The following is a 25,050-nucleotide window of genomic DNA, read 5'->3' as shown; positions in this document are numbered from 1 at the left end:
CAGTGTCGAGAATGGGGCCCAGTAGTTTTTGCTGGTATATCTGATTCACTCAGAGTAGAATAACCGTGCGCGATCAAAAAATCACAAGACGTCAGCTCCTCGCCAGCGGTAGCGCGGCCGCAACCGCAGCGTTCGCTGGCTGTGCGAGCCGCTTCGAGAATTTCGGAGGGAGCGGAGCAGGGGACGAGGGTTCCAGCGAGAGCCAGCAAGCGACCGCCAGCGGCATCGACGAGAGCGATGCGGCGGCGACTGTCGGAATGGTGTACGCGCTGGGCGGGCTCGATGACCGCTCGTTCAACGATGCTGCGAACCGCGGTATTCAGCGCGCACGCCTCGATGACGGGGTCGAGTACACGAACCACGAGCCAACCAGTGTCGCCGGATTCGGCGAAATACAGGCCGAGCTGGCGAGTTCGACGAACCCGTCATACGACCTGATCTGTTGTATCGGATTTCTACAGGCTGAGGGGCTATCTGAGGCTGCATCGGAGTACACGGACCAGCAGTTCATGATCGTCGACTCTGTCGTGGATGCAGACAACGTGGCGAGTTACGTGTTCCGCGAACACGAGGGGTCGTTTCAGGCCGGAAACCTCGCTGGGCTGCTCACGACCAGGGATGTCGACCTCGGTGCGGGTGCAACGAACCCGGAAGAGACGACGGTCGGGTTTATCGGCGGCCTCGACCAGCCACTCATCCACAAGTTCGAAGCCGGCTTCAGAGCCGGCGTCGAGTACGCCAACGCGGACGTTGATGTCCTCACGGAGTATCTCGGGAACTTCGACGACGTGCAGGGCGCCCGGGACATCGCAGCCGGGATGTACAACGATGGAGCGGACATCGTCTACCACGCGGCGGGTGGCGCAGGTGTTGGCATCTTCCAGGCCGCGCAGGCCCATGGGCGGTACGCGATCGGAGTGGATTCAGACCAGTCCCGGAGTAATCCCCGGTACGCGGACGTCGTGCTCGCGAGCATGGTCAAGCGGGTGAACGTCGCAGTCTACGACGCGGCGACAGCGACGGTCGCGAACAACCTCCCTGCTGGTGAGGTCGTTTCTCTCGGGCTTGACAGTGACGGCGTCGGCATCGTCTATGGGACCTCCCTCGAACCGGCGATTCCCGACGACGTCAGGGAGGCGCTGTCGACGTCGCGGGAGCAGGTCGCCGCCGGCGACATCGTCGTACCCACTGAGCGCTCTAACACGGGTGGTGCCTGATGGCGGGCGGTCCACTTGATGGACTGGCGAGTGCACTTGATCGAGTCGCCCCCGAGTTTGTCCGGCAGCGGTTCGCTGCGAAGTTCGCTGTTGCGTTCCTCGCCGTGTTGCTCGTCATCGCGGGCGCTGGCGCGTTCACGTTTCAGGCGACATCCACGGCAGTCGAACAACAGACGACCGAACAGCTCGCCGAGACCAGTCAGCTGGAGGGAGACTCTATCGGCTCGTGGGTTGAACAGCAGCGCACGCACACACGATCCATTTCGCAAGGTGAACCGCTCCGGAGCGACCGGCGCGCTGCGGCGTATATCCTGCTGCAGGACCAGCTACTGCCTGACGATGTTGTCAGTATGCATCTCGTAAACGACACGCGTGGCGAGGTGGTCGCCAGCACGGAACTCCCACTTGAGGGGCGGTCGCTGTCCGAACTTGACGCGCCGTGGACGGCCGCCGAAGTGCCGGAGGGCCCCGGAAACAACACACAGGTCTGGTCGAGTAGTCGATCGTACCGCTCACCGGTCCTCAACGACGAACCCGTGATGGCGTTCGCTAGCTCGGTCCCGAAGCGCGACGGCTCGCACCTCGTCGTCGTCACACGCATCCAGAGTCAGGTCGACCGGCTCAGCGATACAAATTCGACGAAGGAAACCACGATTCTGAACACCAACGACGAGACGGTACTGAACATCGACCGCGAGTTCGATGCTGACACCCACAGCGGGAGCCTCGCGGCGATCCGCGATGCGAACGGTACTGCAGCGCCGGTGACAGCGGTGTCCGATGGTCGCGTGTACGCGTTCGCGCCCGTCCCGACCACCAACTGGGTCACGGTGACGAGTCTGGACACGGCACAGGCGTTCAGTGTCCGGGACACGGTCGGACAGACGGTCGGACTGCTTGTCCTGCTGGCGCTCGTTTCGTTGTCGGCTGTCGGCCTCGTACTCGGGAAACGCACGGTCGATCCGCTGAAGCAGTTGCGGGACCGTGCTGAACGCATCGAGGCCGGCGACTTCGATGTCGACCTCTCGACGAACCGCGCCGACGAAATCGGCCGCCTCTATGGGACGTTCGACGATATGCGGATCTCTCTCCAGAACCGCATTCAGGAAGCGGAGGAGGCAGTCGAGGAAGCGAAGGCGGCGCGGTCGGAAGCCGAAGAACTGCGTACGGAAGCGGAGGACGCACGGGCAGAGGCAGAGGAAGCCAGCCAGCGCCTGCAGGAGCGCGCCACCGAGTACAGTGCGGTGATGCAAGAGATCGCTGACGGTGACCTCACGAAGCGACTCGACGAGGACGCGGAGGAGACGGCGATGCGGGAAGTTGCAGTCGAGTTCAACGCGATGCTCGACGGGCTCGAAGCCACCGTCAGCGAAGTCGCGGCGTTCGCCGATGAAGTCGCGAATGCCACGATCGAGGTCGCGACTGGGGCCGAAGAAATCGAGACGACGAGCCAGACCGTCAGTGACCGCATACAGGAGATCGCGGACGGCGCTATCAGACAGCACGACGACCTCGAGGAGGCCGCCGCCGAGATGGACGAGCTATCGGCGAGCATCGAGGAGGTCGCGGCGTCGTCGACGACAGTCGCAGAGACGGCCAGAGAAGCTGTCGACCGTGGCGAAACGGGCCGGGAGGCCGCCGAGTCGGCCATTGACGACATGGCGGAAATCGAGTCCCGGTCGGCAGACGCGGTCGACCAGATCCTCGCGCTGCAGGAGCGCATGGACGACATCGGCGAGATCGTCGACTTCATCTCGGATATCGCCGAGCAGACGAACATGCTCGCCCTGAACGCCAACATCGAGGCCGCCCGCGCCGATAAGGACGGCGAGGGCTTCGCTGTTGTCGCCGACGAGGTCAAGAGCCTCGCAGAAGAGACGAAACAGGCGGCAGCAGAGATAGAAGCCGAAATCGCCGCCGTACAGACGGAGACCGACGAGACTGTCACGGACATCCGCGCGACCAGCGACCACATCGACACCGGTGTCGAGACTGTCCGCGAGGCTGCCGACGCGATCGAGGATACCGTCGACGCGATCGAGAACGCCAACGACGGTATTCAGGAGATTGCGGACGCGACCGAGGACCAAGCCGACGCGACGCAGAGCGTTGTCCACCGCGTTGACGGAGTGTCCGAGATCAGTCAGAACGTGACGGAGGACGCCGAGCAGGTATCGGCGGCCGCCGAGGAACAGTCCGCATCGGTCGCTGAAATCGCTCAGAGCGCGGACGAACTCCGTGACCGTGCCGACTCGCTGGCCGCGACCGTCGATCAGTTCGACACCAGCGGCGGCGCGGACGACCACAGTGGTACCGACGGTCAGCCATAAACACACCGCGCGTTCGCCCCTGATCGGACTGACGACTAGCGCGGTGCGATCTCGCGATGGATTCTTTTCGCAGTGTCGCCCGGAGATTCGCTACGGAGATGGTGGCGATGCCTGACCGTGGCTACGAGTATGAGCAGCGATGGCAGTAAGGGACTGCCAGAACAGGGCGCTGGAAAGTTAGCGGTAGAGGCGACAAAAAGGTCGCTTTCGGTATCGCAGGTATGGGATCGCCCAGAGTCTTTGTGAGTTTCTCGCTGTACTGCTGTCCTGCGGTTGGGTTTGGTGGGTTCATTCTTCCTCGATCTCAAGATTCTCCGTGTACTGACGCCGCCGTTCCTCCATCTCTGTGACGGGGTCAGACTTGTCGTAGTGCTGTTCTATAACCCGCTCAGAAGCGTTCGCGCGGTCCTTGACTACATCACGAGGGACGCCCTGATGGCGCATCCATGTAATCGCACCAGTCCGAACCTGATGCGGCGACCGCGACGACGGACACTGTGACGACGACGTGTAGCTCGTCCACTGACAGGTGGGCCGTTCCTTTCCGTGGGGACACGGCCGGTGGTGGCACGGCTGGGTAGCGGCGTAGGTCCAGGTCCGCAGTGTGTTCGCAACAGGACGCCCTCGTTGTGATGTAAAGAGCGGTACCCTGCCGTAGTCGTCCTGAATCGCTATCCGATGCTCGTCGATGTACTCAGCGACAACATCGGTTACAGTGTCGGTCAAACCAACGACACGCTCGCCCTTGGTACCCTTCTTCAGCGGGGTGTCGCTATCGGGCCGATGGACGAACTGGATGTACTGCCCCTCCGCGTCGAAGTCCTGCAAATCGAGGGAACGGATAGCTCCAACACGAGCGCCGATAGTCCAGAGTAGCTCCAATAGCGTATGATCGCGGGATGCGTGGTTGACGGAACCACGATAGGACGCGAGTAGTGTTGTCCCCACCTCGGGGGCAAGCTTCGTGTCGTCGCTCGGGTCATCCGGCATCCGCGGGCGCTCGACGGCGTCGGCCAGACCGTCCTCGAGTAAGCCGACGCCCTCCGCCCACTCCAGCCACCGCTGGAGGGTGCCGAGTTCCTTCGCTACTGTGACCTGTGCCGCCGTCTGGCGTCTGTGTGTCTCGTAGGTATCGAGGTCCCACGCAGTCAGGTCCGAACACTGCCGAATGTCGTTCTCCGCACACCAGTCGACGAACAGCTTCAACTGGTAGTGGTAGGTGCTGATAGTGGCTTCCCGCATCTCTCCGCTACGCTTGTCCAGCCACCGACTGACGGCGTCGGTGACGCTCAAATCCGGTGGGCCGCTCTGGCTCACGCTCCCACCTCTCCCAGTTCGCTCTGATCGTCAGCTAGCCGGGTTTCGTCGTCGGGCTGAATCTCCCGGTAGTCGCCGGCCCACTCTCCCAGCTTCTCGCGGACGGCGTCGACACGCTCGGTCAGCGTCTCGATGTCCGGCGCGGTGACCTTGCACTTCTGGGTGTCGTCGCCGCGCTTCAGCTTGACCGTGTAAGTGAACGCATCGTCAGTCATCGCCCACCACGGCCTCGGCGGCCCCGTCGGCGTCACCGGTTTCGGCGGTCATCTCCCGCGCTCGCCGTCGCCAGTCCTCGTCGGCGATGCGCTGGGGCTTCGTCCCCCTGCTATCGGCTACGCCGTACCTCTCTTTTCGGATTCTCTGGACAGCGTTCACGCGGTGAGGGGGCAGTTTGAACGTTTGCCCGTCCCACTGCTTGAGCCACAGCCAGCCGGTGTCGCGGACCCTCGCCGAAGCGACGTACACGTTCCCCGCGCCATCGACATCGACGACGGCCGGCTTGTCGGCGTTGGTCAGGTCCTCCGGGTCCGGGTTGTCGGCGAGGCTCATGCCGAACCCTCCCCGTAGCGTCGGGTCATCCGGTCGAGTTCGTCCAAGAATGCGTCTGCTTCCTTCAGATTCAACTCGGCGGACTGGTCGGCCAACAGACGCTTGAGGAGAGTGCGCGTCTGCTTCGAGCGCACATCTTCGAGCGTGTCGAAGGCGTCCTGTATCTCGGTCTTGTTGAGAGAGTTCGCACGGCCGTACAGCAGGGCCACGGTGTCGCTGTGGGTCAGCCCTGTGTCGAGTTCGTGAATCTCCTCACCAAGTTGTTCCAGCGACGACTCGGCGGCTTCCAGCGCATCGAGACCGCGCTGAAACATCTCTGGATCTACGTCGACGGCGTCAGCGTCGTCGCTCATGGGCCGTCCTCCGCGTCGTCGTCACTCTTTTCGTCGCGGCTATCCTCAGAAGAATCGGGGCCTCGGGAATTGCTGCCAGGCATTTACGCGGCCCCCTTCTCGTGATTCTCGTCCTTACACAGCACTGCATCTGGGCACTCAAATGGTGAGTCCGTTGCCTGACGGATAACGTGGCGAACGTACTCTGAATACCCCATATCGTGCTTCTCTGCCTCTCTCTGGATGTCTTCATCCATCTCTACCGGCATCGAAATGGATACTGACAGGCTTCTCTGTGCCATTGCGTTAGCAACTAATTAACCAACAGCAAATATATTTTACGCAAGCTAACTTAGTTGGTAAGTACTGGTTTATTTGCTATCCACAGGAATATTAGCCCGTCGATTAGTTAGTTATCAATATGAGATACAGCGGCGAGTGGATGGTATTGCTTGATGATAGAATATTGGAACATCTGGAAGACAATGAAACGACTACTGCCAAGGAGCTATCCGAGCAGGATTTCATCGTACGGAGTCGACAGCAAGTTTCTAACCGCTTGAACAAGCTGGCTGAACACGGTCTTGTGAAAAATCTCGGGAATGGTGTCTATCGAAGCACGGAACGAGGAGAGAGGTACTTAGCTGGGGAGATTGATACTTCCGAGGATGCACCTGATGAGATTGAGTCGCATACCGACGATGGACCCAGCGCAAGCGAGAACCACGAGCAGGCGTGAATGACACCTCGAAAGCCCGCATCTTGGATGATTCAGGTAGATGAGCGTATCATGGAATGGATTCGTGAGAACGGTTTTGCTTCACCGGGTATCCTTTCCCGAGAACGCGGGTTCAACCTCTCACCCGGCCATATTCGGGACCGGTGTAAGTGGCTTCAGTATGCCGGTTTGCTTGCACCTGTGAGTGGTGACTTGTACGACCTGACAAGTGAGGGAATTCTGTATCTAAAAGGCGAGCTCAGTGTGAAACACTGCCCGCGACCGACGCCGAGCAAGGTTTTTGAAGATCGATATGCCACACCACCCAGTTGGATAGATTCGGGAACCACTTTCCGCATTAGGCCATGAATAATATAGCTAAATTTATGGTATCACAAAAGACAGTATGTTTTCCCGCATGGAAAGAAGAGATTACCTCAAAACGTTTGCTGGGACGAGTTCTGTAATCGCTTTCGCTGGCTGTAGTTCTGGTGGGCAACAGGAGCAGGAGCAAGAGGATACACCGACTCCACGACCCGATCGAGACGGGGATGGTGTTCCTGATTCGATGGACGCCTTCCCAGATAATAGCAACCTGAGCAGAGTGGTAGCTTCGGAATCCGATACGAGAAATATAGAAGAAGACGAGTGGTGGTATTATACTCTAGAATTCAATTCGGCCGGCCGCTTGCAGTACGATTTCATAGTCCGGGAGGGACCGGCAATTGACGTAATAGTTCTATCTGAATCAGAATATTCCTCATTCAAGGGTGAGGAAAGGTACGAATATTTCACCGATGTTAGTGCTCTGGATAGCACAGGTGATGAAGTAAGCGGATTTTTAGAAAGCGGAACATATAGATTGATATTTGACAATTCTGACGCAGGAGAGGCTGTGCCGCCCTCCAACTTCTCAAACGACGTTGTTGAAGTAGAATTTGAATACCAATTAGCTGAATAGCGTTCTCAATCTGTCGGGTGGTTTGTTTTTTGGGCTATAGCCACTCGACTTTCTGGCGCTCACGCAGCTGTGCCTCAGGTGTGTGCGTCCCGCGGTAGTGGTCGAGGAACGTCTGTAGATCGTCCCAGCCGCCCCAGTCGCAGACCACCATCGCGTCCACATCGGCAGACCGTAGCGACGTAGCCCACGTCCGCCGAAGGTCGTGCATCCCGACGAACTGCCAACCGTCGTCGCCGGTCTCGTCAAGCAGGTTGCTCGTAGCGCGGTCCATCCACCGCCGGAGGGTCCGCGTTGTAGCGTCCACGAGAGGCGCGTCTGTCGGCTCCTCCCGCACGTCACCAACAGTGCGGATGGTAGTGGCGAGGTTCGGCGGCATCGGCGTCTCACGGTACTCGCCGGTCTTGGCGGACTGCCACACTCGGAGCATGGTTCCCGCGTCGGTGTCGACAACATGCTCGGGGGCGATGTCCAACACCTCCGCCGACCGGAGACCACACCGCACCGCGAGCGAAACCGCTATCCGTTTCTCGGTGTCGTCGAACTGGTCGAGTAGCTGCTTAACTTCTTGTTCGGAGAGCCATGCTTTCATCCCGTCTTGATCGTCGTAGTTCTCTAAGTTCATCCAGTGTCCGTAAATTCTGCTTTGCGGTCAATATCCTAGAATCTTGGGGTGATTTCGGGGTGTCAGGCGGAAAAATCGGGCCGATTGTGTCCGGGTCTGAGAGGAGAACCGGACACGGATGCACTAGAATACCGGATTCTCGAGCACAATATAATCGGTGTCATGGGGTATTTTTATGGGAGAACTACTAACTGAAGTCAAAATGTCGAAAATAAACACAGTCGAAAACGTTGTCGTTGGGGTTATGGTTATTGTGATTTTATACCTCATTTATCAAGTTTATAACGGAGAGTTTACTGCTCAGTTCGCTTCAGCTATCGGTTCTCTTGGGCTAGTAGCAGCAACACTGATCTCCCTGTCAGCAACTAGAACAACAGTCAGAGAACAAAGAAAGGCTCGCGAACAAGAGATTAGACCGGCTCTACAATTGACTACGAATCGTGTTTCAGCGTCGGGCAACAGGTTTGGCATTAAAAATATTGGCAACGGTCCCGCGAACGATATTAGTATAACCTTGACCGCAACCCCAAAAAAAGAGTCACCAATTAATGAATCACAGGAACTGACTTTCAGTTTGCCGAATCTCTCGCCAAATGAATCTGTCCGCATTTCTGCAGGCACTGTACTCGATGAAGGCATACAATTAAAACACGGCTATGGAGGCGATATTGAAGCTGAGAATATACTTGAGTATCCAGACTCAGTTCATGATGATGTTCTTTTAAAGTACTCAGGAATAAAAATCGACGGTAAATGTAGAGATATGTTTGGAAACACCGTTCCTATATCTGGAAAATTCACTCCCATGTTTTCACACGGTAAGTTGACTAATCAGATGAGTAGGGGAGAGGTAGTTGATCAACTCGCAGGGATTAAAAACGAAATCTCTAACATTGAAAGGTAGCTCAGTCGTTAAAAACCGGCTCTTTCTAATCCAAGCCCGAACTTAGGTCGATGTGGTGACTCTTGGGCATCGGATGTCCGACTCTACACGCAGAACCGGACGTAATATGCAGGAAAGTTGCCAGCTTAGGATTCTACCTTCTCTTTGAATGCCGTAGTCCTTGTAGGCGCGTCTGGGTGCTTTTTCCGATATTCCTCGACATTTGATACCTCACCTGTACAAGAATCACTTTGGAAGTGTTGTGCTTCAAGCGTATCGTATTCCTCGCCTCCGCACTCCCGGCAGGTGATATTGAATTCGCCCGGTTTGTACGTTGTTTCACTCATGAATATGAAGTAGTTCGCAAGCAACTTGAGACTATATGATGAATCAGTGCCAGAGCTTACTGGTTTTGATGAAGTATCTGACTCTCAGTACAGAAGCAGACACGGCTACACAAGAATATAGCATTATTTCACACTGATAGTGGTAATTAATTTTGTGCCACTCTATGACGACTTGCCGACAAATATATACATTTTAATTTTCAAGCTTCAGCTATGGATGACTTGAGTGATATACCTCAGATACTATACATCGATAAAAGTCAGGTCGAGAATTTGTATTCGATGCTGAATTATGGGAAAGTGACAGAAATAGTAGAACGGAATAGAGAACTTGATAGCAGTACCAAAGGGGTGGGAATAAAGAAAATTCTACAACTACAGGGTTCTACAAGTTCTGAGAATGAAGATGAGCAAGAATTTAAAAAATCCATGAACTTAGTCGGTCAATTCGCTACGATATACTCTCTTCTGACCGATTCAGAATCCATCAATTATATAGGGGAGGTAGGCCCCTCGTCACGCCAGGATCTAGATGAGGGCGACTACGTGGAAGCAAAAGGGAAAGTTCGTTCATCACCTATGAACGAGATTCAAGAGCGATTGCAGCAGGCAATGCCTTTTCTCCAGATGATGCAGGATGTAGGCCATGAAGATGCTAAAGAACTCTCTGAGCTTGATATCGAAGGGGCCTCAGAAGACGTAGGATTCGGCTTTTTGCAGAGTTTCGTGCAAGAGTTGTCACCATCTAATCCACTCTACAGATTGAATGTAGAGGGGGAGGAAGCTAGTTTGGTATTCAACCTCTCAAAGGAGGAATTCCAAGAAGAACCCACTGACTTTCCAGGCGAGTATACAGAATATCGGGTTCTTGGGAGGGTAGAGCATGTTTACTCGGAGGCTGAGGAAGAGTTTGTTATAGATGTATTAGATATGATTGACGCCAGCGACAGAGAAGCAAGAGCTGAAAGAAAGAGAGCTCTGAAACAGATTACTAATGGGGCATCTGAGGCGGCGGGTAGAGATGTGAGTGAGTCTGAATTCAAGTTTTCATATCCCGATATCCGGATTAGGCCGATAGCAGTCTATTTGTTCTGATCGAATACACATCATGATTTTACCTTAGATCGTAATAATGAGAGAATGATCGGATACTGAATTGACTGCTCCAGTCCAAAATCTGAATACCCCAAGGTAATAATCAAAAATAAGATGCATAGCAGAAAGCGTACGTTTATAACCAAATGGTTGATTGCGTCTGTATTTATATGGGCAACCAGCTTCGCGTTCTTTGGATTCCTTGAACTGGCACCAATTGGTATATTTTCAAACCAACCGACACAGTATGCTATCGATCTGTCACAAAGTCAGAATACAACAAACGCGACATTAGTTGCTAACGTAACCACCAATCAAGTTCCGAATGGGAATCCGGGGATAGAGATAGCTGATGAGTCATTCTCTGTTTTATGGTTAGTGGTGATATCTTTACTCACTGCTCTTCTTTCCGTATTAGGATGCATTGGACACGGTTATGCTATAAAGAATAAGGAAGGATATCGGAGTTTGCTGGAATGTATTCCTAACGCAGTTATTGGAGTCGGTTTCTATATTATTTCAGCGATATGTTGGTATTGTTCGGGTGTTGTTAGTGGACGGATATTGCATAATATTGTATTTTATATTGGTATCGCATTTCATTTTACCTCGATAGGCATACTACTGTTTCAGTTCGACAAGAAGTTAATTCCAGTTCCAAAACCAGCAAACCTTCAGCTATATATTCAGTTACAAGGCCAAGTTGCTAGTGGAGCATTGTCGGTTGGGTTAGCTTTAGCAATTGGCGGCGCGCTAACGTTTGCAAGGGCAGGAACACGTTTTGCGCTCCCCGTGGCGCTAATTGTCGGTGTATTTTTATTCCCACTTTCTGGAATAGCCGCTCACCGGTATTATCGTAACTACAAAACAGAGTCGACGTACCGGTATAGAAACAATCCATTCACATAGGCAATCATTGGCTGGCATATGCGACTATCATAGTCATGTAGTGGGAGGGGGATTTGAGCTAGCGTCCAGTATTGGGTAGTACAGGAAGCTCACTGCTGGCTCATGTAGACGGCCACACCTATCGCTCCCAGTGCGACCACCCACGCCAGAGTGTCCGGCCCGCTGCCGCCGACTGTCGTGGTCTGTGGCCGCTGGGTCGTCGTCGGCTGGGGCTGCTGGGTCGGCGTCTGGGTCGGCGGCGAGTAGCTGCCACTGCCACCGCCGCCGATGGCCGACGGGTCAATCTGCTCGCCGTTGACATACAGGGTTGCAATGCTCGGCAGGTCTGCCGAGACGACCGTCCCAGTGAACTGGTAGGTGTCGGAACCGCCGCCGATCTTGCCGTTGATCGTCCCGCCGTTCACTTGGTCGGCGTCGCCAACGTCGCTCGTTTTCTGAACCTGTCCGTCCACCTGAATCGTGTAGTGCGCGCCGGCCCCGGAGTCGGAGCCGGTGACTTTGAGAGTATTCATGTTAATTCCCTCCATTGTCTGCCTGCTCGTCGGTCTGCTCCTGTCCCACGGCCCGGCGCATTGAGGTCTCCTCGTCTGTACCGGGGCGTGGCTTGAAGGGCAGTTTCGCGGCTACCCACCGCCCGAACCCTTCGACCCGTTCCATTCCGTAGCGGGTCGGCACGGCCATTCCGGCCATGAAAAACAGCATTGCGACCGCTACGGTCTGTGCCTCTGGCGTCGGAATCTGAGTGAATGCTGTCTGCATCATCTTGGAACCCAAATGGTGTACATGGCCGTGAGGTCCTGCGAGTTACCGTTATAGAGTTCGATGGTATCGCCTCCGTTGGTCGTTGTCCAAGAGAGATCACTGCTCTTTACGTCGTAGCCGTCCCATCCGCCACCAGTCCAAAAGAACGAATGTAGGGTATAGCGGCCGCCGTTGTCGACCCATGCGGCCGCTTGGAAGTGATGGGCATCCGATGAACTGACGGGGTTGCTGAACGAGTGTGTCCCATAGCCGGACATATTGACCGTATTCTCTGCCGCTTTGCTGCCTGCGGCGGTCTGTGCCTCTCCGTCGCTGTATCGACTGTGGTGGTCTGCGGAACCGACTCCGCTAAGTTGCCCGTGGTCGACACTGTGCGGGTTGCTTGTGTCGCCAGTGTGGCCGTTCAGTTCGGATTGCGTGGCCGTGTCGAAGGCCAGCCGGTCTTGCCCGAGAGAGCCGGATGCCACACCGAGGTTCCCGTTCCCGTCGATGGTAAGATACTGCGATAGCAGCAGTTCGAGCGTCCCGCCAGCGAACGAGAGGCCGCTGCCGGGTGTGAAGTGGTCACCGGGCGAGACGTTCGTGAGTTGGTCGTGACTGACGTAGCCGGTCGTGTCCCACTCGGTCCCGTCGTAGACCTTCACCTCGCCCTGCCCATCGGTTCCACCGTCCGTATCGAACCAGAGTTCGGCGTTTTCCGGGTCGGCCGGCTCGGCGGCCTGTATGTAATTGAAGCCGCCACCAGAACCCGCGTTGAGTCCGGCCATGCTACTGTGCCCCCTCGAAGATGATACCCACGCCGTCGCCGGCCGTGTTGGTCCTGATGTGCAGTGCGGCCGTGGTCGCGCCCTCCCACTCGAAGACGTGGCCCGCGTCGGTCAGCGGGATGAACTGGTTGTCTGCATCCCCGAGAAATACGTCTCCGCTGTTGGCGGGCAGGTAGACGACGAGCGCGGTCACACCGTCGGGGATGGAGAGATCGGGCAGCTGCTCGACGGCGGTACCGCCGGTCGTGTAGGTGCGGATTGTGGCCCCATCGGGGTTGCCGAGGGCCTGCTGAATCTGCTTCTGTCGCTCCTCGTTTGACGGCGCTTGGTCGTCGCCGTTGCTGTCTTGGACGACGTTGATGCGCTCGACTTTCCCGTTGGTTGCGATAGTCACTGTGCCACCTCCCAGCCGAGCGGTTGGACCGTGTACCGCCGGGTCGTCGTCTCCGACAGGTTCCGAAGGTAGACGGTCATCTTCGACGAAAACCGGCGGGCGGGGATGAACGTGGCCGCGAGGTCGTCAATGTCGGTAGGTGGTACGGGAGCCGGGCCGTACACCCGCTCCCCATCCAGCCACGCCTCGTAACTGCTGTCGGGGTGCTTCGACATTGCCAGCACGGGCAGGATGAACTCGGTAACTTGGTTGGTCGGCTGGAAGGTCACGGTCAACTGCTCGCCCGGGTCGAGGATGCGAGTGATTGGGTCGTTGTACGGCACGTCGTTGGCCGTTGGTTCGGGGACGATCATGCCGCCCCTCCTTCGCCGTCGATCTTATCGCGCTGCTCCTGGAGTTCCTGCTCGCTCAGTTCCTTCTTCTCGGCTTCGATCTCAGTCCTCATTCTTGCCTCTCAGATGCTTGTTTACGAGTTCGGCCAAGCCTGTCCGATGCTCCGTACCGTTCAGTTGTCGCTCGTGTTTGAGCGTCGTATTCCGGGTCCAGCGGGCTTCTATGGCGAGCGCAGACAGCGCTCCTGCTGTGATGATGGCCGTCGACTGGTAGATGATAGCCTCGGGGATCATCTACCGGCCCCCCAGTGCGTCGGCCCCGGCGGCCGCCAGACTGGCGTACGGACTCAGCACCCACAGCGCCAGCAGTAGCCCAAGCAGCCCGCCGTAGAGCTTGATACGTCCCATGTCCAACCCGAGGAACTGCGCGGCCGGCGGCTCGTTGTCGCCGTCGTCGCCGTCACCAGGGGAGGGCAGCCACGACGGCGTACTGTCGTCGTTCTCGTCGTCGGTGTCGTCTGGGTCCGGTTCAGCGGTATCCTCGCCGGAGACTACGACGTACTCGGTTTCGTCGCCGGTTTCAGTGCCAGAGCCGGGAAGGACAGCGTTGGCACTGACAGAGTATTCGCCCGGCGCGTGAGGGGCGCTGAAGGTCTTGGTCACTTCTTCGGTGCCAGTGCCCACGTTCGTCACTCGAACGCACATCGGCCCCTGCGACCGGGTTGCTCCCATCGGCCCTTCGAGGTCCACCCGGACCATGTAGCCAGCCGATGCTTCGCCGGTACAGCGGTCGGGTTCCCACGGGTTGATGTACAGACCGCCGTTGTGGACCTTCGCCGTCACCTCGAATCCCTGTCCGGGTTCGACGGTCTGGGGCGCGTCCAACTCAAGCGTGATGTTACCCCCTTTCGCCTGAGTCATGCGTATAGCACCCAGTAGCCCGCGATTCCCAGCATGGTGAGGCCACCGACCGCCAGTGCTGGAGATGGGCCGCTGTTGGTGGTCTGCTGGCCCTGTAGTCGTCTGCGTAGCTGCTGATAGCTCGCTCGCATCTGCTGGGCCGCCTCCTCGGGATTCTGTGGCATCTGTGCATTGCCGTCCTGCTCGGTCGTCGTGTACATCACGGCCTCGGACTGCTCGATCTCGTCTTCGGTCGCGGCGACTGCCACCGGGTCGCCGTCAGTCCCATACACGGCGTTCACTTCGGAATCCGGCGCGTGGCCGTCGATCTCGCCGGTCGCCACTTCTTCCCCGAACTGCTCGGCAGCCTCCTCGTTGCTGTCGAGGGAGTTATCGCCGCCGATGCCGTCGCCTTCGATCAGGTCGAGGTCGCTGTTGCTGTTGTTCTGGGTGTTGGCTCCCGTCTCTGTGTTGGTGATCGAACCGTCTTCCTCGATCACCATGTCATCCTGCTCCGATACCCACTGCTCCATTGCATTCTGTCCCATCAGTTTGTATCCTCCGTGACTGCCAGCCAGACCACTATCAGGAACAGCACCACGTTCATGACTTGTAGCACTAATTCGAGGTCCTGAAGGGTCCAGTTGCTCTTTTCAACACGGGCCGTCAGCGGCCCGTTCGTCTGCGTGTTGGCCGCCGCTACGGTGTCGCCCTCGTCTAGGCTGGTAGCGGTGGCTGTCGGTTCGCTCTGTACCTCCCACGGTGCCGAAAAATCCGCCATAGAAGCGGTCGCCTCCTACTGCCGCCCCATGTCCTGACGCACGGCCGCAGTGAGACCTGCAACCTCACTCTGACCGATCTGCGCCGGGATGTGGAGCAGTGCGTTCGTCGCCTCGGTACCGTCGCCGTCGTTGTCGGTCCACCGGACGGTGTACGGCGCGTCGAGGTAGCCGTTGATCGTCATGTCGGTGCCGACCCAGCGGTGCATCCGGGTCTGATTGAGCGTCATGTATTCGGGCTGCTCAATCTGCGGGCTGGGATGAACCAATCCGAGATTGCCCGAATAGAGCCGCTGGCCCCCAGTATTGGCGTTGCTCGCCTGCTTCCGAAGCTCGAAGGACGCCGCCGCGTCACTGATGTAGTAGACGTGGATGCGGTTTTCGGTGCCGGAGTCGGTCACGTCGACCGTGTCAGCGTCGTAGTCGATAACGTCGGGAGCGCCGTAGTACTCGCCGTTGATCCACACCACCGCATCCTGAGTAACCGGGCACTCAGTGATCGAGTGGTTCAGGTCGAACGTCTCGGTGTCGTCGGCCGTCGCGTTGCTCGTGAACTTCTGGTAGGCCGGGATAGCGAGCTTGAGCGGGTTGCTCCGTCCGGTGCGAAGCATATGAGCCGTGGTGGCGCGGAACTCCGCGATCTCCGAGCGCTGGCCCTGCGAGTTGACCGACGTTTCCATCTCGTCGGGCACGATGTGGCCGGGCTGGCGCTTCGCGTTCCGTAGGCGTTGGTCCAGACCCATCGAAATCACCGCCGTCCGTGTTTCTCGACGGCGTTGCTGTCGATGTAGATTTCCGAGTTGCTGTGGTCGATCTGTGCGGGGGAGTCGAGCAGCAAGTACAGCTTGTCGATGTCGCGCACGTCGATCTTGTCGGTCGGCTGGCCACCGTTGGGCAGCCCCTCGGGGTTCTGAAGCTCGATTTTGACAGAATCCACGTTGTCGACGTTGCGCTGCTCGTTGACGGTAAGCTGATTGTACTGGCTGATGTTCTTGAGCGCTTCCGAGACGCGCATCGTGGTCTCGTGGCCGCTCGGTTCGATAGCCAGGAACAGCGAGGAGTTCGTCGGGAGCGGGTCGCCGTTGGCGTCCCGTAGGTCCATGTAGATAGGGATGCCCGATTCGGTCCCCTTCGCCACGCGGTTGAGGAACCGGAGGAACTGCCCGCGTTCCGGCGAGATTTCGAGGAATGGCGTGGGGACCGGCGAACTCGGAGCGTTCTGCGAGGTCGTGACAGATTCGGCAGTCGCGCCTTCGCTGGCGAAAATGTCCTCGCTCATTCGTTACCCTCCGTGAACCGCGTTCGCAGGGCTTCGAGCGTGTGGACGCCGCCGCCGATAGCGACCTTCCGACCAGCGCCGCCGTAGAGAGCGCCACCGACCGCGACTGTGGCGCCGTAGGCTTCGTCGGGCAGATCCTTGCCCATCTTGTTTTCAACTCCGTACTTGACGAGTGCAGGGGCCGCGAACCCGCCCATCACGAGGGCTACATCCGTCATGTAGGCCTCCGAGGCGAGCGTGCCCATCGCATCACCAAAATCCATGCAGGTCCACTGTAGCGACTACCTATCCATCAAGAACCGACGAAAAAGTGGAGGAAAGTGAGGCAGTGTGCTTCGGTCTCCATCAAATCTGACCCGATTAATATCTATTCAATATAGGTCGGTATAATTTTAAAATTCTAACATCTTTGGAGATTCAATAGATTATCGTTTTGAGTGTCATTCGGTTCCGTTCTAACGTACTTTGTTGTTCCATCTGTTACCGCAATCACTTCCGTACGTGATCCCTGATACTCAACAACGAATTCGTCACCTTCATCCTCAATTCGGTCATGAATCCTTTCTGGAGTATAGGTATTTATGCCCCCGCTTTGACTGGGGATTCCGATTGTTGTTATACACCGGCAATCGTTATGAGGCGAGGAATCATCGATGTTCACACATTCAATCGGATACGCCATGTTATGGATAATTATGATTAATATGTGATAGTTGTTGTGGTTCTATAGTAAGGAGAGTACTAGCAGTATTACTCCCGGTCTCACAACTGGATAAAGCCTGACACCCGGCAATGGAGTGCCTAATAACCGAATAAATCTTCTATTATAAGACGTTCAAACTATCAGAAGGTCGATTCGTCCATCAGCACACGGACCACTTCGGCGTTACTGGGTTCGCTACCGGGTAGCTCTCGGTCGATGCGCTTCCGTACTTCCTCGAAGGTTTCGCTGTCATCGCCGCGGAGTGTAATCTGTGTCATCATGCGTATTCTGGTGGGTTGAGGTCGTTGCCTTCGCTTCCGTAGTGCGTGCTGCTCATCTTGACGCCGCCCGTGTCGACACGCCGCCGATTCCCGTCGTCGTCCGAGTATATCCACTCACTGCCGACAGTCTGCCCGTCGTCGTTCTTGTGCTTCTGGAGCGACGTGGGCCGCTCTCGCCCGTCTGGTAGCAGTTCGTCTGGGATACCAGACGGGGCTGGGTCTGCCCGTGGGTCGTGTAACTCGGCGGGGTATTCTATCGACGTTGAGAGCGGGCCGATCTCGCCGCCGTCGAAGCCGCCGACCATGCGGGCCTGACACTGGGTGAGGATCGTCTTGTCGATCTCCGCGGTTCGCTGTGTGACCCACATGGTCGACGTGCCAGCGCCCCGGCCGGTCGTCGCCAGTTCTTTGATGGGCTTGGGCAGTTTCTCGCGCTGGGGAGCAACAAAGTGCGCCTCATCGACGACAACGATTTGGTCTCGGTCGAGGCGACGGAGTGCCGAGGCGATGCGGGTGCAGATTTCCCGCCAGCGGTCGGTTCCTATCTTCGCCTTGTGCCGTTCCAGCACGATGTACGGGTTCGCCTGAAGAACCGCCATCCAGTCCTGCACGGACCACTGAGCTTCGACGGGGCCAACTATGAGATGGTCGGCTATGCCCTCTTTGACCAGCCCTCGGTACTCCGCGCAGTAGTCGAGAACTACCATCGCCTCGTACTCGCTGGCGTTGCTCTCCATCCAGCTTTGTGCGTGGTATCCCTTGCCCCAGCCGCTTTGGGCGACAAACCCGAGGTTCATGCGTTGTCGTTGGTGTCCACGTCGACGGCTTCGAGCCGGTACAGGTCGCCGCTGCCGGTCTGGATAGTCTGAGCGTCCCCGTCACCGAGAGCTTGCAGGTCGCACTCGTTCAGGATCGCCCAGTCGGGCTGGTCCCTGTCGTCGTTGTCGCTCTGGGTCCGCTGCCAGATTGTGTGAACGAGCAGCCCGCAGAAGAGTATCCAAGCCGCTGCTTCAGCGTAGTCTTGGATTCGATAGGCCGAAGGGATATTCATGCCAGCGCCTCCGTGTTTGCCTTCATCGCCTGCTCGGTCTCTTTCGACGGGCCGGCCAGCAGGTCTTCTAGAGCTGTGGCCGAGTCAAAGGCCACAACCTCCTGCTCGAAGCGGTCGACGGTGACACCCCACTTCTTGCTGATATGGTGGTCTGCGAGTTCCCGGTCTGTCGCGTCGATCTCGCCGGCTTGGCTGTCGCGGATCGTCGAGGCCCAGCGCTCAATCTGCTGGTTCCACTCGGCTTCACTCATCTCCGCGTAGTGGGAGAGCGCCGCCGGGTCGCCGTCGACGGGGCAGCACTCGTCTACCCAGACTTCCGAGAGTGGCCGCCCACCAGGGCCGTAGCCGTCGACGAGGTCGAGAATCTCGATGGTCCGGCTCTCCTTGTCGATGCGTCCCCGGCCGTCGTCTGGGGTGATTTCGGCCGCTTCTCGTTGGTCGATGACGGCATCCCGCTGTGCGGTTTCGATTTCTGCCAGTACCTCCGCCAGCGCTCGCATACGGTTGCTTTCGTGGGGGTTCTCGATTTCTGCCTTTGCCTCTCGAATCTGCTTGATCTTGTCCATCATAGTAGGTCAGCCTCGTTGATCTCGTCTGCCGCTCGGTCAATCAGGTCGCCCGCTACGTCGGTCTCAGTCAGCAGCACGACGGCCACGAGTCCGGCCGTCCCGAGTGCCACGGCCTTGCCGGGCGGTATCTCGGTCCCCATCCCGGCCTGCTGTAGCCACTCGTCAACGTTCTCATCCAGTTCTACCGGCGGGGCGCGGGCAAGTTCCTCAATATCCTCGGCGGTCTTGCCCGGCTCGCCCTCGGTTGACTCCGCGATCTCCCCCAGCAGGAGCGCCAGCATAGAGACGTACTGGTCGCCCCACGTCTCTCGGTCTGGCATAGGGGGCTGGCTGGCCGTCTCGTCGCTCTCCTGCTCGGCCGTGTCGTCTGGGTCGTTGCCATCGCTGGTATCGCCCTCGTCGTCTGCTCCGGCCCCTGCCTCCTCCTCCACATCGTCGGGGTCCACGTCGATCTCATCGAGCGCGATTTCGGCTTTCTCGTCGGCGTCGATCTCCGGGGCGTCGTCCTCGGTTTCGCCCTCGTCACTCTCCCGCTCGGCCGGGTCGATCTCCTCGGCCTGCTCGGTCTCTACCATTTCACTTCAGCCTCCGGGTCGTCGGCCACCGGGTCGGCCTGCTCGGTCTCCTCGACCACCTCGCTCTCTACCTCGGCCAGCTGGTCGTCTTGCTGGTCGTCTCCCGAGCGGACCACCAGCAGCAGCGCCACCAGTGCCAGACCACCAACTATGGCCCACACAGGCACCCCTCGCCCGCTGCTTGTCTTGCTGGCGTCGTCCCCCTGCTGTCCCTCGGTCTCGGTCCCCTCGTTGGTGGTCGTTGTCCCTGTGGACTGTGCGACCTGCTGCTCGTACTCGCTTGATTGGTCCATTTCTTGCTGGTCGTTTTCCTCGTTCTCGGCCGCTTCAGCGCGCTCTTCTTCGCTTTTTCCCTGCTCTTCGTCGTCGGGGTCGTCGGGAGCGCCCTGATCGCCCTGTTCAGCGCCCTCGTCGCCCTCCTCGGCAGGGCGGTTCAGCGCGCTCCTGAGTGCTTCCGTGTCGCTGTGTGCATCATCGGTTTTGGCGTTGATATGCCGCCTGACACTGGCGGCTGTCTTTTCGCCCTCGTCGTTGTAGTTGCACCCCTCAGCGGGGCAAGTTGGTCCTGTCATAGCGTCTCCTGACCGCCTTCAGCAACCGCGAACTCGTCGGGTACTTGCTGCTCTGTCTCGCCGGAACCGCCGCTTTCAGCGCGCTCGTCGCTTCGGAGTCCACCAGGGTTCTCTTCGACCACCTCAACTACCTCGCCCTGTCCCCGCTCACCGCGCTCACCACCGGCCAAGCGTGCTTGGTCGTCCGCTCGGTCGCCGCTCAGAGTGCGCTGGTCGTCGGCTTCGAGTATATCACCCTCGTCACCGGTTCCGACAGGGGTATCAGCCGCCCCGTTGACCACCGCGTCCGGCAGCTCCTCTTGGGGTCCGTCAGTCACTCCGTGACTGTGTTCAGAGTGGTCGGCATGGCACTCGTGGCAGTCGGCGGCCATCTCTCGGGTAAGGTCCATCAGGGCTGCTTGCTCGGTCTCTAACCGCTCGAAGTGGAGCGGGGTCTGGCCGACTGTTCCGCGTATCGCGTTAATAGCACGGGCGGCCCGCTGGGCCTGCATCCAGTTGTTCGCCAGTTGTTTCAACGCCTCTTCTACCTCACCCATCGCCGCTTTGTAGCCGTTCCAAGACCGCTGTAGCGCCCCTTTCTGCTTGCCGGTAAGCTCGGTCGGGTCCGGGTCGGCAGGTGCGTCGGGCTGCTCTGGGTCCGGTCGCCGGTCAGGTTCATTCCGGGCCAGTACGTCGTTCATCACGTCGTCTAACGACATCTGGCAGGTTTCTTGGAGGAACTCGCACGCTTCGGGGTCGCCGTTCAGGCAGTGCCCTCGGGCATGGTCGCACTGGTTGGACTGTGCCGACCGGGCCGCTCGGGCTGCCTTCTCGTCGGCGGTCTCATCTGCCGACCGCTTCCCGCTCTCTCGGCTTGCTTGCTCCATCACTTCCCGATGCTCGTCTACAGTCAGGGTTGGGTCGTAGTAGCTCACCCAGTCCTCGACACCCTCAGACTGCGCGATACCCTTCACAGAGCGGGCGTGAAGGGCGTTTGCCCGGCCGTCGGAGAAGTCGATGCGGTCGGTCTCCGAGTCGGACAGGGGCACCTGTCCGCCGTCGTCGCCGCCGTCGTCGCGGCTATCAGCCGCTTCAAGCCGCTCTTGCTCTAAGACCCACTCAGGCGTGCCGCTCTCTGCCCACGCGACGGTCTTGAGCCGGCGGTCATCGTCAGTACACAGGTACTCGCTGTGTCGCTCTCTCGCCGCGTCTGCGGCGTCTTTACTCCCGTATTCGATTCGCTCTGTCACTCGAAGATGTGCCTCCGGTAGTACGGAGGTAAGTACTAGAAATAAAACCTGTTGCTAAGTTAATAATTAACTAACTAAGCAAAAGACGGAAAAGCTCTGTTACTTATCGGTAGTCTGGTCTATCACCGATAGCTGCCTACAGACTGCTCACTCATCGTTTCCTCCGGAGAGGTCATCTTTCGGCGTCAGTGGTGGCAGGGCCACACGGCCGTAGCTGACAGTCAGAAACGGCGTTTCAGCCAACGGTTCAAGCACTTCCTCGCGGATGAGTTTCTTCGGCGTGTTCGGGTGCGTCTCCTGACATAGTACGGTCGCCGCCTTTTCCACGGTCATCACCCGCTTCTCGTCCCCAGCGAGAGCGAGGTAGGCGTCCGCCAGTGCGGGGTCCTCGGGTAGCACGTACTGGGACCCTTCAGAGTCGGGCAGGTACTCATCCAGCGCTTCGCGGACCACCTCGCTCTTAGCGACTCCATGAGAGTCGACGTAGCTGGTGAATCGCTCCGCAAGCGTGCCGGAAAGGCGCGCTTCGGCCCGTTCCTCGCTTTTGTGTCGGTCGTTACTTTCGGAGTCGCCGGGGAGTCGACTGCCGGACCCGCTCATGCTGCCCTCCTGTCCGCAGATTGTGGGTCAGTTGCGGACACAGATGAAACGGGGGTTGGAGTACCCCGCATCCGGGTGGCGGTGAACCTTGGGTTCATTTCGAGTGGACGGTATGGTGGCGGACACCCCCCCGCACCCCGTTCTGAGAGTGTGGTGGGTGGGTTCCCCGTCATCGGCGGCACCCCGCTATCTTCTCTCGGGCGTCGGCCAGTAGATTACCGATAGTACCAGCCGCTCGGTCGGTGTAGCGGGCGAATTCCCGAACACCGAAGCTACCGAGGTCACAGGTCAGGTACGCGTCGAGTTCGGCAGGAGTGAGTTGGTCGAAAGCGGTCGGGTCGTCGTCGAGGCGGAGCCATGCTGGTGGCGCTGGGTACTCCCGGCCGGTGTCGAGGTGTGCAACGACGATCTGCCCACGGACCCACTGCCACCACAGCGAAGCGACGTGAGCGCACCAGCCGCCGTGATACTTGTGGCCGTCGCAGTCGCACTCAGCGACGAGTGTCCGGCCCTTGAGTGCCCACAGAACGCGGTGGTAGTCGTCGCCGTCGGACAGGGCGACGATACGCTCGGCGTCGTTGATAGCGCCGCCGTCGTCTCTCTCTTGCTGGGCGCGTTGCCACGCCGTCGACAGCGTCCAGTCGTCGGGCATCGACAGCGTCGACGGCCCGCCGACCGTTCCGGGGAGGTCGTCGCTCGGCTGCCAGCTGCGTTCGGCGCGGCTCATGGCCGACACACCTCCTCATCCTTCGCCGGACACGGTTGGTCAGATTCCTTGATGTAGTGGCCACAAATTTGACAGACCGGGTCGGGAAGTTCCTCGGGTGAGAACCCGCTACTGGAAGAATATGAACGGCTCACGCCGAAACACCTCCGTGTAGCAGCGTACCTACCGGTTGTTTATGCTGCTTCTTTGATAAGGGGATGGGATCGCCCAGATTTGAACTAGGGGCGCGGGCACCCAAGGCCCGAAGGTTACCAAGCTACCCCACGATCCCGTACTATCTTCTCGACTCGACAGCGTGTAAAGCGTTTCGTTGCAAGGCGGCCGTGTCACGCGGGAGCGAGGCCCCAGAAATACGCGATACCAAGGGTCGTCGCGATGGCGAATACGGCCTGTAGCGGCGCACCGACCTTCAGATAGTCGGTGAATCGGTACCCACCGGGGCCGTAGACGAGGAGGTTCGTCTGGTAGCCGACCGGCGTCATGAACGCCGTCGATGCGGCGAACGTGACGGCGAGGACGAAGGCGAAGGCGTTGGCGTTCAGTTGCTGGGCAGTTTCGATAGCCACCGGGATCATCAGGACGACGGAGGCGTTGTTCGAGATGATGTTCGTCAGCAGCGCCGTGACGAGATACATCAGACCGAGGACGACGGCGAGGCCGCCCCCGGCGGTGAGGATGCTGCCGGCACCCATGACGAACAGCTCCGCGAGCAGATCAGCGCCGCCAGTTTCCTGCAGGGCGATGCCCAGCGGAATGACGCCGGCGAGCAGGAAGACGACGTCCCACTGGACAGCGTCGTACAGCTCTGGCGGGCGGAGACAGCCGGTGAGGACCATTGCCAGCGCACCCCCGAGCGCCGAGATGACGATGTGAATCGGGGTCAGCGCCGCGACACCGACGACGGCGGCGACGATGCCGATTGCGACAGGGATCTTCGACCGGCGGAAGTCCGGTCGTTCGACCTCCTGAGCGACGATGAAGTCGTTGTTGCGGTTGAGGCGGTCGATACTGTCTGGGGTGGCCTGAACCAGAAGCGTATCACCGATGCGGAGTTTGACGTGGTCCATCCGCTGGCGGTACAGTTCCTGCCCGTGGCGAAGTGCCAGCACGGTCGCGTCGTAGCGCTGGCGGAAGTTGGTGGAGACGAGCGTCTCGCCGATGAGCGAGGAGCCGGGAGCGACGACGACCTCAACGAGGTTCTTTCGCTCGGTTGCGGTTTCCAGTTCCGCGTCGTCGACCTCGACCTCGGGAATCACGTCCAGCCCTTCGACATCGAGGAGATCGACGAGCGTGTCGCGGCCCGTCCGAACGGCGAAGACGTCACCGGCCCGGATCGCTTTCTGGCCGAACGGTTCGAGGAACGTGCGTTTCTCGCGGACCAGCTGGACGATGTCCACGTCGAACTCCGAGACTCTGAGCGCCTCCTCGACAGTCTGGCCGATCAGCGGAGAGTCTTCGCGGACGACAACTTCGGTCAGGTACTCACCCATCTCGAACTCCTCAGTGAGATCCTCCTCAGCCGGGATACGCGACGGGATCAGATAGCGCCCCACGGTAAGGAGATAAACCGTTCCGATGACGGTCACAATGATGCCGAGCTGGGTGAACTCGAACATGCTGAACGGGTGGCCGATCAGTTCCGCCGAGAGTTGCGAGGCGAGGATGTTTGTCGAGGTGCCGATGAGCGTCAACATCCCGCCAAACATCGAGGCGTAGGACAGCGGCAGCAGTAGTTTCGATGGTGAGAGTTTCCCCTTGTGCGCGATATCGGTGACCATCGGCAGGAGGATGGCAACGGCGGCGGTGTTGTTGATGAACCCGGAGATAGGCGCGACCAGCCCGACGGTCGCACCGAGCTGTTTCGTTTCGCTATCCCCGGTCAGGGAGGCAATTTTCGCGCCGAGGATCTGGACGATGCCGGTCCGCTGGACGCCGTCGGAGAGAATGAACATCGCCAGCACGGTTATCGTCGCTGTCGAGGCAAAGCCCGAGAGCCCGCGATCCAGCGGCGAAATCCCATCGCCGGCCTGATGTAACACGTACACCGGTTCGGCAAGCAGTCCGACATCGGCCGCGAGTACCGTCACCGGTTCGGCCAGCATCAGCGCGACCATGACGGCGATAGCGGTCACGTCGACTGGCAGCGCCTCCGTCGCAAACAGCACCAGCGCGGCGACGATGACCGCGAACACGAACAACATCCCCGGCGTGACAGGTGGCAGCGACACGTCTGTCCCCTGCGAGGCCAGT

Annotated in this window: 37 protein-coding genes and 1 tRNA gene; 7 read left to right on the top strand and 31 right to left on the bottom strand. The window is 58.7% G+C overall.

The genetic code is table 11. From position 1 onward, the window contains the following. Nucleotides 1-65: 65 nt before the first annotated feature. Nucleotides 66-1,217 carry a BMP family lipoprotein gene (locus ACYJ11_RS06985; RefSeq protein ID WP_461647226.1) on the top strand — a complete coding sequence of 384 codons (1,152 nt, stop codon included), beginning with the start codon at nucleotides 66-68 and terminating at the stop codon, nucleotides 1,215-1,217. Next, entirely contained in the window at nucleotides 1,217-3,547 is a 2,331-nt protein-coding gene (locus ACYJ11_RS06980) for a methyl-accepting chemotaxis protein (RefSeq protein WP_461647225.1), read from the top strand. Before ACYJ11_RS06985 ends, ACYJ11_RS06980 begins: the two co-directional genes overlap by 1 nt. Before the next feature lie 288 nt (nucleotides 3,548-3,835). Here ACYJ11_RS06980 and ACYJ11_RS06975 read toward each other — a convergent pair whose 3' ends face one another. From ACYJ11_RS06975 to ACYJ11_RS06955, 5 genes are all read right to left on the bottom strand, one after another. Beyond that, nucleotides 3,836-4,864: a tyrosine-type recombinase/integrase gene (locus ACYJ11_RS06975; RefSeq protein ID WP_461647224.1), complete on the bottom strand. Its 1,029-nt coding sequence runs from the start codon at nucleotides 4,862-4,864 to the stop codon at nucleotides 3,836-3,838. After that, complete coding sequence (locus ACYJ11_RS06970) at nucleotides 4,861-5,079, bottom strand: DUF7389 domain-containing protein (protein WP_461647223.1); 219 nt, start codon at nucleotides 5,077-5,079, stop codon at nucleotides 4,861-4,863. The genes ACYJ11_RS06975 and ACYJ11_RS06970 overlap by 4 nt, the downstream gene beginning before the upstream one ends. Continuing rightward, nucleotides 5,072-5,413 carry a hypothetical protein gene (locus ACYJ11_RS06965; RefSeq protein WP_461647222.1) on the bottom strand — a complete coding sequence of 114 codons (342 nt, stop codon included), beginning with the start codon at nucleotides 5,411-5,413 and terminating at the stop codon, nucleotides 5,072-5,074. Before ACYJ11_RS06965 ends, ACYJ11_RS06970 begins: the two co-directional genes overlap by 8 nt. Next, nucleotides 5,410-5,766, bottom strand: coding sequence for a hypothetical protein (locus ACYJ11_RS06960; RefSeq protein WP_461647221.1), 357 nt, complete (start codon nucleotides 5,764-5,766; stop codon nucleotides 5,410-5,412). Before ACYJ11_RS06960 ends, ACYJ11_RS06965 begins: the two co-directional genes overlap by 4 nt. 83 nt (nucleotides 5,767-5,849) lie before the next feature. Continuing rightward, the gene (locus tag ACYJ11_RS06955) at nucleotides 5,850-6,047 is read right to left on the bottom strand and encodes a ribbon-helix-helix domain-containing protein (protein ID WP_058992702.1); all 198 of its coding nucleotides are present in this window, start codon (nucleotides 6,045-6,047) and stop codon (nucleotides 5,850-5,852) included. Nucleotides 6,048-6,166: 119 nt separating this feature from the next. Here ACYJ11_RS06955 and ACYJ11_RS06950 point away from each other — a divergent pair, with 119 nt between their 5' ends. Continuing rightward, complete coding sequence (locus tag ACYJ11_RS06950) at nucleotides 6,167-6,484, top strand: MarR family transcriptional regulator (protein ID WP_461647220.1); 318 nt, start codon at nucleotides 6,167-6,169, stop codon at nucleotides 6,482-6,484. 397 nt (nucleotides 6,485-6,881) lie between these two features. Continuing rightward, nucleotides 6,882-7,424 carry a hypothetical protein gene (locus ACYJ11_RS06945; RefSeq protein ID WP_461647219.1) on the top strand — a complete coding sequence of 181 codons (543 nt, stop codon included), beginning with the start codon at nucleotides 6,882-6,884 and terminating at the stop codon, nucleotides 7,422-7,424. A gap of 34 nt (nucleotides 7,425-7,458) precedes the next feature. Here ACYJ11_RS06945 and ACYJ11_RS06940 read toward each other — a convergent pair whose 3' ends face one another. Then, complete coding sequence (locus tag ACYJ11_RS06940) at nucleotides 7,459-8,046, bottom strand: tyrosine-type recombinase/integrase (RefSeq protein WP_461647218.1); 588 nt, start codon at nucleotides 8,044-8,046, stop codon at nucleotides 7,459-7,461. Between the two features lie 175 nt (nucleotides 8,047-8,221). On the opposite strand from ACYJ11_RS06940, the gene ACYJ11_RS06935 reads away from it, so the two are divergent. Continuing rightward, entirely contained in the window at nucleotides 8,222-8,950 is a 729-nt protein-coding gene (locus ACYJ11_RS06935; protein ID WP_461647217.1) for a hypothetical protein, read from the top strand. Nucleotides 8,951-9,075: 125 nt separating this feature from the next. Here the strand turns inward: ACYJ11_RS06935 and ACYJ11_RS06930 are convergent, their stop codons facing one another. Beyond that, nucleotides 9,076-9,276, bottom strand: a complete 201-nt coding sequence (locus ACYJ11_RS06930; protein ID WP_461647216.1) for a hypothetical protein — start codon at nucleotides 9,274-9,276, stop codon at nucleotides 9,076-9,078. A gap of 213 nt (nucleotides 9,277-9,489) precedes the next feature. Here ACYJ11_RS06930 and ACYJ11_RS06925 point away from each other — a divergent pair, with 213 nt between their 5' ends. Both ACYJ11_RS06925 and ACYJ11_RS06920 read left to right on the top strand, forming a co-directional pair. Continuing rightward, nucleotides 9,490-10,371, top strand: a complete 882-nt coding sequence (locus ACYJ11_RS06925; protein ID WP_461647215.1) for a DUF6414 family protein — start codon at nucleotides 9,490-9,492, stop codon at nucleotides 10,369-10,371. Nucleotides 10,372-10,485: 114 nt separating this feature from the next. Continuing rightward, nucleotides 10,486-11,280, top strand: a complete 795-nt coding sequence (locus ACYJ11_RS06920) for a hypothetical protein (RefSeq protein WP_461647214.1) — start codon at nucleotides 10,486-10,488, stop codon at nucleotides 11,278-11,280. 89 nt (nucleotides 11,281-11,369) lie between these two features. Here the strand turns inward: ACYJ11_RS06920 and ACYJ11_RS06915 are convergent, their stop codons facing one another. The 24 genes from ACYJ11_RS06915 to ACYJ11_RS06800 form a co-directional block, all read right to left on the bottom strand. Beyond that, nucleotides 11,370-11,792 carry a hypothetical protein gene (locus tag ACYJ11_RS06915; protein ID WP_461647213.1) on the bottom strand — a complete coding sequence of 141 codons (423 nt, stop codon included), beginning with the start codon at nucleotides 11,790-11,792 and terminating at the stop codon, nucleotides 11,370-11,372. Nucleotide 11,793: 1 nt separating this feature from the next. After that, nucleotides 11,794-12,042 carry a hypothetical protein gene (locus ACYJ11_RS06910; protein ID WP_461647212.1) on the bottom strand — a complete coding sequence of 83 codons (249 nt, stop codon included), beginning with the start codon at nucleotides 12,040-12,042 and terminating at the stop codon, nucleotides 11,794-11,796. Then, nucleotides 12,039-12,809 (bottom strand): hypothetical protein, encoded by a 771-nt coding sequence (locus ACYJ11_RS06905; RefSeq protein ID WP_461647211.1) that lies wholly within the window; start codon nucleotides 12,807-12,809, stop codon nucleotides 12,039-12,041. Before ACYJ11_RS06905 ends, ACYJ11_RS06910 begins: the two co-directional genes overlap by 4 nt. A 1-nt stretch (nucleotide 12,810) precedes the next feature. Next, the gene (locus ACYJ11_RS06900; protein WP_461647210.1) at nucleotides 12,811-13,203 is read right to left on the bottom strand and encodes a hypothetical protein; all 393 of its coding nucleotides are present in this window, start codon (nucleotides 13,201-13,203) and stop codon (nucleotides 12,811-12,813) included. Continuing rightward, nucleotides 13,200-13,556 (bottom strand): hypothetical protein, encoded by a 357-nt coding sequence (locus tag ACYJ11_RS06895; RefSeq protein ID WP_461647209.1) that lies wholly within the window; start codon nucleotides 13,554-13,556, stop codon nucleotides 13,200-13,202. Before ACYJ11_RS06895 ends, ACYJ11_RS06900 begins: the two co-directional genes overlap by 4 nt. A gap of 81 nt (nucleotides 13,557-13,637) precedes the next feature. Beyond that, nucleotides 13,638-13,829 (bottom strand): hypothetical protein, encoded by a 192-nt coding sequence (locus ACYJ11_RS06890; protein ID WP_461647208.1) that lies wholly within the window; start codon nucleotides 13,827-13,829, stop codon nucleotides 13,638-13,640. Further along, nucleotides 13,830-14,456: a hypothetical protein gene (locus ACYJ11_RS06885; RefSeq protein ID WP_461647207.1), complete on the bottom strand. Its 627-nt coding sequence runs from the start codon at nucleotides 14,454-14,456 to the stop codon at nucleotides 13,830-13,832. Then, the gene (locus tag ACYJ11_RS06880; RefSeq protein ID WP_461647206.1) at nucleotides 14,453-14,983 is read right to left on the bottom strand and encodes a hypothetical protein; all 531 of its coding nucleotides are present in this window, start codon (nucleotides 14,981-14,983) and stop codon (nucleotides 14,453-14,455) included. The genes ACYJ11_RS06885 and ACYJ11_RS06880 overlap by 4 nt, the downstream gene beginning before the upstream one ends. Continuing rightward, nucleotides 14,983-15,216, bottom strand: coding sequence for a hypothetical protein (locus ACYJ11_RS06875; RefSeq protein WP_461647205.1), 234 nt, complete (start codon nucleotides 15,214-15,216; stop codon nucleotides 14,983-14,985). Before ACYJ11_RS06875 ends, ACYJ11_RS06880 begins: the two co-directional genes overlap by 1 nt. A 15-nt stretch (nucleotides 15,217-15,231) precedes the next feature. After that, nucleotides 15,232-15,957 (bottom strand): hypothetical protein, encoded by a 726-nt coding sequence (locus ACYJ11_RS06870; protein ID WP_461647204.1) that lies wholly within the window; start codon nucleotides 15,955-15,957, stop codon nucleotides 15,232-15,234. Nucleotides 15,958-15,962: 5 nt separating this feature from the next. Next, on the bottom strand, nucleotides 15,963-16,493 hold the full coding sequence (locus tag ACYJ11_RS06865) for a hypothetical protein (protein WP_461647203.1): 531 nt from the start codon (nucleotides 16,491-16,493) through the stop codon (nucleotides 15,963-15,965). Then, the gene (locus tag ACYJ11_RS06860) at nucleotides 16,490-16,756 is read right to left on the bottom strand and encodes a hypothetical protein (RefSeq protein ID WP_461647202.1); all 267 of its coding nucleotides are present in this window, start codon (nucleotides 16,754-16,756) and stop codon (nucleotides 16,490-16,492) included. Before ACYJ11_RS06860 ends, ACYJ11_RS06865 begins: the two co-directional genes overlap by 4 nt. Nucleotides 16,757-16,893: 137 nt before the next feature. Further along, nucleotides 16,894-17,175, bottom strand: a complete 282-nt coding sequence (locus ACYJ11_RS06855; protein WP_461647201.1) for a DUF3892 domain-containing protein — start codon at nucleotides 17,173-17,175, stop codon at nucleotides 16,894-16,896. 161 nt (nucleotides 17,176-17,336) lie between these two features. Then, nucleotides 17,337-17,477, bottom strand: coding sequence for a hypothetical protein (locus tag ACYJ11_RS06850; protein WP_461647200.1), 141 nt, complete (start codon nucleotides 17,475-17,477; stop codon nucleotides 17,337-17,339). Further along, nucleotides 17,474-18,274, bottom strand: a complete 801-nt coding sequence (locus tag ACYJ11_RS06845; RefSeq protein WP_461647199.1) for an ATP-binding protein — start codon at nucleotides 18,272-18,274, stop codon at nucleotides 17,474-17,476. Before ACYJ11_RS06845 ends, ACYJ11_RS06850 begins: the two co-directional genes overlap by 4 nt. Next, nucleotides 18,271-18,528: a hypothetical protein gene (locus tag ACYJ11_RS06840; protein WP_461647198.1), complete on the bottom strand. Its 258-nt coding sequence runs from the start codon at nucleotides 18,526-18,528 to the stop codon at nucleotides 18,271-18,273. The genes ACYJ11_RS06845 and ACYJ11_RS06840 overlap by 4 nt, the downstream gene beginning before the upstream one ends. Next, nucleotides 18,525-19,097 carry a hypothetical protein gene (locus ACYJ11_RS06835; RefSeq protein WP_461647197.1) on the bottom strand — a complete coding sequence of 191 codons (573 nt, stop codon included), beginning with the start codon at nucleotides 19,095-19,097 and terminating at the stop codon, nucleotides 18,525-18,527. Before ACYJ11_RS06835 ends, ACYJ11_RS06840 begins: the two co-directional genes overlap by 4 nt. Next, nucleotides 19,094-19,672, bottom strand: a complete 579-nt coding sequence (locus tag ACYJ11_RS06830; RefSeq protein ID WP_461647196.1) for a hypothetical protein — start codon at nucleotides 19,670-19,672, stop codon at nucleotides 19,094-19,096. Before ACYJ11_RS06830 ends, ACYJ11_RS06835 begins: the two co-directional genes overlap by 4 nt. Further along, a complete protein-coding gene (locus ACYJ11_RS06825; protein ID WP_461647195.1) occupies nucleotides 19,666-20,244 on the bottom strand; it encodes a hypothetical protein in 579 nt (192 codons plus the stop codon). Before ACYJ11_RS06825 ends, ACYJ11_RS06830 begins: the two co-directional genes overlap by 7 nt. After that, nucleotides 20,241-21,473: a hypothetical protein gene (locus ACYJ11_RS06820; protein ID WP_461647194.1), complete on the bottom strand. Its 1,233-nt coding sequence runs from the start codon at nucleotides 21,471-21,473 to the stop codon at nucleotides 20,241-20,243. The genes ACYJ11_RS06825 and ACYJ11_RS06820 overlap by 4 nt, the downstream gene beginning before the upstream one ends. A gap of 147 nt (nucleotides 21,474-21,620) precedes the next feature. Beyond that, on the bottom strand, nucleotides 21,621-22,073 hold the full coding sequence (locus ACYJ11_RS06815; RefSeq protein ID WP_461647193.1) for a hypothetical protein: 453 nt from the start codon (nucleotides 22,071-22,073) through the stop codon (nucleotides 21,621-21,623). Between the two features lie 169 nt (nucleotides 22,074-22,242). Then, a complete protein-coding gene (locus tag ACYJ11_RS06810) occupies nucleotides 22,243-22,800 on the bottom strand; it encodes an SWIM zinc finger family protein (RefSeq protein WP_461647192.1) in 558 nt (185 codons plus the stop codon). Nucleotides 22,801-22,998: 198 nt separating this feature from the next. Next, nucleotides 22,999-23,071: transfer RNA gene (locus tag ACYJ11_RS06805), tRNA-Pro, on the bottom strand. A gap of 55 nt (nucleotides 23,072-23,126) precedes the next feature. Continuing rightward, on the bottom strand, nucleotides 23,127-25,001 hold the full coding sequence (locus tag ACYJ11_RS06800; RefSeq protein WP_461647380.1) for an SLC13 family permease: 1,875 nt from the start codon (nucleotides 24,999-25,001) through the stop codon (nucleotides 23,127-23,129). Nucleotides 25,002-25,050 lie beyond the last annotated feature (49 nt).

This window comes from Haloarcula sp. H-GB5, assembly GCF_054850705.1.
The sequence above is the reverse complement of the archived record's forward strand: the minus strand, read 5'-3'. Positions and strand labels throughout refer to the sequence as shown.